The sequence below is a fragment of the Aquisalimonas sp. genome (genome assembly GCF_007120195.1).
Taxonomy (GTDB): Bacteria; Pseudomonadota; Gammaproteobacteria; order Nitrococcales; family Aquisalimonadaceae; genus Aquisalimonas.
The window spans coordinates 1-5,235 of sequence record NZ_SKOG01000262.1; the positions used below are offsets into that span (position 1 = coordinate 1).

Annotated in this window: 5 protein-coding genes; all 5 read left to right on the plus strand. The window is 65.1% G+C overall.

Annotated elements, in window-relative coordinates:
- On the plus strand, positions 1–672 hold a 672-nt coding region (locus QZT63_RS18115), incomplete at its 5' end, for a PrpF domain-containing protein (RefSeq protein ID WP_290653186.1).
- Positions 673–775: 103 nt separating this feature from the next.
- The gene (locus QZT63_RS18120) at positions 776–1,186 is read left to right on the plus strand and encodes a phasin family protein (RefSeq protein WP_290653188.1); all 411 of its coding nucleotides are present in this window, start codon (positions 776–778) and stop codon (positions 1,184–1,186) included.
- Positions 1,187–1,321: 135 nt separating this feature from the next.
- A complete protein-coding gene (locus QZT63_RS18125) occupies positions 1,322–3,067 on the plus strand; it encodes a potassium/proton antiporter (RefSeq protein ID WP_290653189.1) in 1,746 nt (581 codons plus the stop codon).
- 161 nt (positions 3,068–3,228) lie between these two features.
- Positions 3,229–3,780, plus strand: coding sequence for a DUF2058 domain-containing protein (locus QZT63_RS18130; protein ID WP_290653190.1), 552 nt, complete (start codon positions 3,229–3,231; stop codon positions 3,778–3,780).
- A gap of 12 nt (positions 3,781–3,792) precedes the next feature.
- Complete coding sequence (locus QZT63_RS18135) at positions 3,793–4,665, plus strand: ATP-binding protein (RefSeq protein WP_290653191.1); 873 nt, start codon at positions 3,793–3,795, stop codon at positions 4,663–4,665.
- Positions 4,666–5,235 lie beyond the last annotated feature (570 nt).

Genomic DNA, 5,235 nt, shown 5'->3' on the forward strand with positions numbered 1-5,235 from the left:
CCAGGCTACGGTGCGGGCATCCGGCTGGACTTCCTCGGCGCCCCGGAACCTCGACCGGTCCTGCCGACCAGCCGTCCGCGGGATACGCTCAGCATCCCGGGCCTTGGTTCGCTGGAGGCGACCCTGATCCACGCGGGCAACCCCACGGTGTTTATCCGCGCCGCGGACGTCGGGCTCAAGGGCACGGAACAGCCCGGAGACATCGACGACCCGACGCTTCTGGAGATGCTGGAAGCGATCCGTTGTGCCGGAGCCGTTGCCATGGGCCTGGCCGATGCACCAGCGACCGTGCGCCGGACCCGCCCGGCCACGCCCAAGGTGGCGTTCGTGGCACCTCCTTGCCCCATGCGCGATAGCGCCGGGCAGACCCACACCGCGGATACGCTGGATGTCGTCGGCCGCATTCTCTCCATGGGGCGACTACACCACGCGTTCACCGGCACCGGCGCCATTGCCCTGGCCGTTGCCGCGCGCATCCCGGGAACCGTCGTCAATGCAGCGGCCCGACCGCGTGCGGGGAGTATCCGGCTGGGCCATACCGCCGGCCGTCTGGAGGTGGACGCTGCGGTCACCTGCCGGGGCGGCCAATGGTACGCCGACCGGGTGAGCGTGGTTCGCACCGCGAGGCGCCTCATGGAAGGGGCCGTGCTGGTTAAGGTTCGGAAAACATAAATAAAAATAGATGTTGTATTGCATCAGGCTGTAGCCTATGCTGCGCCGCAGAAAGGACTCAGGGGTCCTTCGCCAACAGGAGTGTGGATGGATGTATACGCAGATGTTTGAACAAACCAACGCGCAGATGGAACAGGTACTGAACCCGATGTTCAAAGCGCAGGGCACGATGCTGGATCACTTTGCCCGAATCGCCGATTTTCAGGTTGAGGCGCTGAAGCAGTATTCCGAGCTGAGCATCGAGAATCTTCGCGCCATGCAGGGGATCCACGACCCGCAGAGCCTGCAGGACTATGTCACCAAGCAAATGGATGTGGCCAAGTCTCTGGGCGAAAAGGTCAGTGCGGACGTGAACGAATTCGTGAATCTCAACCGCGGCTTCGCCGAGGAGTTGCAGAAGTCCACCCAGGAGAGCGTGACCACCGCCGAGCCACAGCCTGCCAAAAAGCCCACCCGGCGGCAGGAGAGCAAGAAAGGCGCTGCGAGCGGCTCCACCACCGAGACAAGTTCCTGAGCCTCTGACGGCCCCGGCTGAGAATGCCCGCCCCTGGCGGGCGTTTTTTTGCGCCGGACACTGCTCCGGCCGATCCGCTATAATGCCCACCGTTTGCATGGCGCCAGTCGCGAGCTGGGCACTCGGGGAACGCGTTTGGATCTAACCAACCAAATCATCCTGGTGGGCGGCTTGCTGTTCGTCGCGAGCATCCTTGCCAGTGTGATCTCCAGCCGAATCGGTGCTCCCCTCCTGCTGGTCTTTCTCGTCATCGGCATGCTGGTGGGAGAAGAGGGCCCTGGCGGGGTACCCTTCGACGATTACCAGGCAGCCCACATTATCGGCAGCTTGGCCCTGGCCGTCATTCTCTTTGACGGCGGCCTGCGCACCCGTGTGGCCAGCTTCCGCGTGGGCCTGCGCCCCGCCCTCGTCCTCGCCACGCTGGGCGTCATCCTCACGGTCACCATCACCGGCCTGCTCACCGCCTGGATCTTTGACCTGCCGCCCATGGTCGGGCTGCTCATTGGCGCAATCGTCGGCTCAACGGACGCCGCCGCCGTGTTTTACCTCCTCCATGCCCACGGCCTTGAACTCAAGGAGCGCACTGGCGCCACTCTGGAGATCGAGTCCGGAAGCAACGACCCCATGGCCATATTCCTGACCATTGCCTTTATCGAGATCATTCTCAGCGAGCACGGCAGTCTGGGCGGCGGCCTGGTCATCGAATTCGCGCAGCAGATGGGCATTGGCGGCGTGGCCGGGGTGCTCGGGGGGCTGGCGCTCGGGGCAACCATCAACCGCGTGCCGCTGACACCCGGGCTGTATCCACTGCTGGCGATCTCCGGTGCCCTACTGATCTTCGGCCTGGCGGCGGTAATCGGGGGCAGCGGCTTTCTCGCCGTCTACCTGGCCGGCATTATCCTCGGTAACCGGCGGCTGCAGAGCGCGCAAAACATCCGCCGATTCCACGACGGCATGGCCTGGCTGGCGCAGATCGTCATGTTCCTGATGCTGGGACTGCTGATCTTGCCTTCGGATTTGGTGGAGGTCGCGCCCCAGGCGCTTGTGGTTGCCGGTGTGCTGCTGTTCATCGCGCGGCCGCTGGCGGTCTTTATCTCCCTGTTACCGTTTAGTTTCCCGCTGAAAGAGCAGGCGTTCATCGGCTGGGTCGGATTGCGCGGGGCGGTGCCCATCCTCCTGGGGCTGTTCCCCCTGCTCGCCGGCGTTGACGATGCGGACACCTACTTCAACATCGCCTTCTTTGTCGTGCTGCTGTCCCTGGTCCTGCAGGGCTGGACTGTCGCCCCCGTCGCACGCTGGCTGGAGCTCGACGTACCGCCCCGATCCCGTGTGGTCCACCGGCTCGAGCTCGACCTTCCGGGGCAGGTGGAATACGAAATGGTGGGCTATCACCTGGCCTCAGACAGCCCGGCGCTGTACAAATTGATCGGGCGACTCCGGCTGCCGCGCGGCAGCCAGGTGGTCGCCCTGATCCGCGACGGCAAGCTCATCCGGGAGTTTCAGGATGAGATCCTGCGCGCCGAGGATTACCTGTACATTCTCACCAGGCCGCAGTCTCTGCCGGATCTGGACCGTATTTTCGTCACCGCCCACGGGCCGGCGCGCCTGGAGGAGCATGCCTTTTTCGGTGAATTCGTGCTCAACGGTGATACGCCGCTGTCGGCCCTCGCCAGTGCCTACGGCGTGACGATCCCCGATCAGGCCCACTCCCGCGAGACCCTGGGGGAGTACCTGTTGCGCCTGTTCAAGCAGCAGGCCGTGGTCGGCGACCGGGTCCAGCTGAACAACATGGAATTTGTGGTCCGCGCCATGGAGGGGGGGCGTATTACCCAGGTCGGCCTGAAGATCGGCCGCTCCACGGGTGGACGAACCGGCCGCTGATGGGCGACCCCTTGCCGCGGCAAGGCGCGAATGCCACCGGACGATGGCGGCGGGCGCCGCGACCTTAGTACACTGCACGGTGGCATGCCTGCCATCCGGAATCGCTGAACGGCTCCCGTGCAGGCCCCGAACCGACGAACCAGGCCGATGGACATGTGTGCATGAGTAATTCACTTCGCGAGCAACTGCTGAAAACGGGACTGGTCGACGAGAAGAAAAACCGTCAGGCGGAGAAGGAAAAACGCGCACAGCGCAAGAAGGCGAAGGGGGCCCGCAAGGGCCAGCCCGATCCCGAGGCGGCTGCACGCCAGGAACAAGTGCAGCGGGCCCGGGAGGAAAAGGCCGAGCGGGATCGGGCGCTGAACCAGGAACGGGAGCAGAAGAAAAAGCAGAAATCCGCCGCGGCGCAGATCGAGGACCTGCTGCGCGAGCACGCGCTCTCAACCCGGGAGGGGACAGTCCCCTTCCATTTCACCCGCGACGGCAAAGTCCGCAATCTGGAGGTCACCCCGGCGCAACAAAAGCGGCTCAGCGCCGGCGAGTTGGGCATCGTGGAGCGCAAGGGCCGCTTCCACCTGGTCCCGGCCGCCGTGGTGCCCCGGCTGCAGGCGCGGGATGCCACCATGTTCGTGGCACTGGTCACCGGCACCGACAGCAACGAGGAGGACGAACTCTACCGTGAATTCCCCATCCCAGATGATCTGGACTGGTAGGGGCCGCGGCTGATGGACCGCCTGGAGCACTTCCTCGAGCGCGCGCAACTGCTGCTGGAGCGAGTCGAGCAGCTGCTGCCACCGGGCCACACGGCGCCGGAGTGGACCGCCAGCACGGCGTTTCGCTGGCGGCGCCGGCTGGGGGTGGGGTTTCTGGAAACCATCCCTGAACCCCACGCCGTCGACATGGACGCGCTGCGCCATGTCTCGCGCCAGAAAGCGCGGCTGGAGCGCAACACCCGGCAGTTCCTGCGCGGGCTGCCCGCGAACAACGCCCTTCTCTGGGGGTCCCGCGGCACGGGGAAATCCTCGCTGGTAAAGGCGCTGCTGCACGCCCACGCGGGCGGAGGCCTACGTCTGGTTGAAATGGACAAGGCCGAGCTGATGGATCTGCCGGACGTGGCACGGCTCGTGCGCGGTCGCCCGGAGCGGTTCATCGTCTTCTGCGACGATCTCTCCTTCGAGGCGGACGACCCCAGCTACAAGGCGCTGAAGGCCATGCTGGACGGCTCCGTGAGCTCGGCGCCGGAGAACATGCTGATCTACGCCACGTCCAACCGCCGACACCTGATACCGGAGTACATGGCGGAGAACGAGGAAGCCCACAACGTGGACGGCGAGATCCACCACGGCGAGGCGGTGGAGGAGAAGATTTCGCTCTCTGAGCGCTTCGGGCTGTGGGTCTCATTCCACCCCTTCAGCCAGGACGCCTATCTGGACATCGTGCACAATTGGCTGGAACGCTTCGGCGTCAGTGCCGAGCCCGAGACGGTGCGCGAGGACGCCCTGCGCTTTGCCCTGGAACGCGGCTCGCGCAGTGGCCGCGTGGCGTGGCAGTTTGCGCGCGATTGGGCGGGGCAGCGGGCGTTGGGAGGTGAAGACTAGAGCCTTTCAGCTGAAGTCCACGCCGCGTTCCCAGGAACGCGCGAACACCGGCATGGGACAGGGCACGCCGAAGAACAGGCTGACCGCGCCGCTGGCGCACACACGCAGCTTGGGTTGTGCGCCTGCGGCGCCATGTCATTGACGGTGGATTACGGCTTCGCCTAATCCACCCTACGGCGTGCTACGGGTACCGGGGCCAGCCATGCCATGGCACCGCGGCTGATCGAAGGGTGTAGGGTGCCATTAGCGCCAGCGTAATGCACCGTTAAACAATCCGCGCCAAGGGCGCACACACGCAGCTTGGGTTGCGCGCCTGCGGCGGTGTGTCATTGACGGTGGATTACGGCTTCGCCTAATCCACCCTACGGCGTGCTACGGGTACCGAGTCCAGCCGCCATGGCAACGCGGCCGATCGAAGGGCGTAGGGTGCCATTAGCGCCAGCGTAATGCACCGTCAAACAATCCGCGCCAAGGGCGCACACACGCAGCTTGGGTTGCGCGCCTGCGGCGCCATGTCATTGACGGTGGATTACGGCTTCGCCTAATCCACCCTGCGGCGTGCTACGGGTA

Excerpts from the sequence above, each read along its gene's own strand:
- QZT63_RS18130 (WP_290653190.1), top strand. The coding sequence starts at position 3,229 with ATGAGTAATTCACTTCGCGAGCAACTGCTGAAAACGGGACTGGTCGAC.
- QZT63_RS18120 (WP_290653188.1), top strand. The coding sequence starts at position 776 with ATGTTTGAACAAACCAACGCGCAGATGGAACAGGTACTGAACCCGATG.
- QZT63_RS18135 (WP_290653191.1), top strand. The coding sequence starts at position 3,793 with ATGGACCGCCTGGAGCACTTCCTCGAGCGCGCGCAACTGCTGCTGGAG.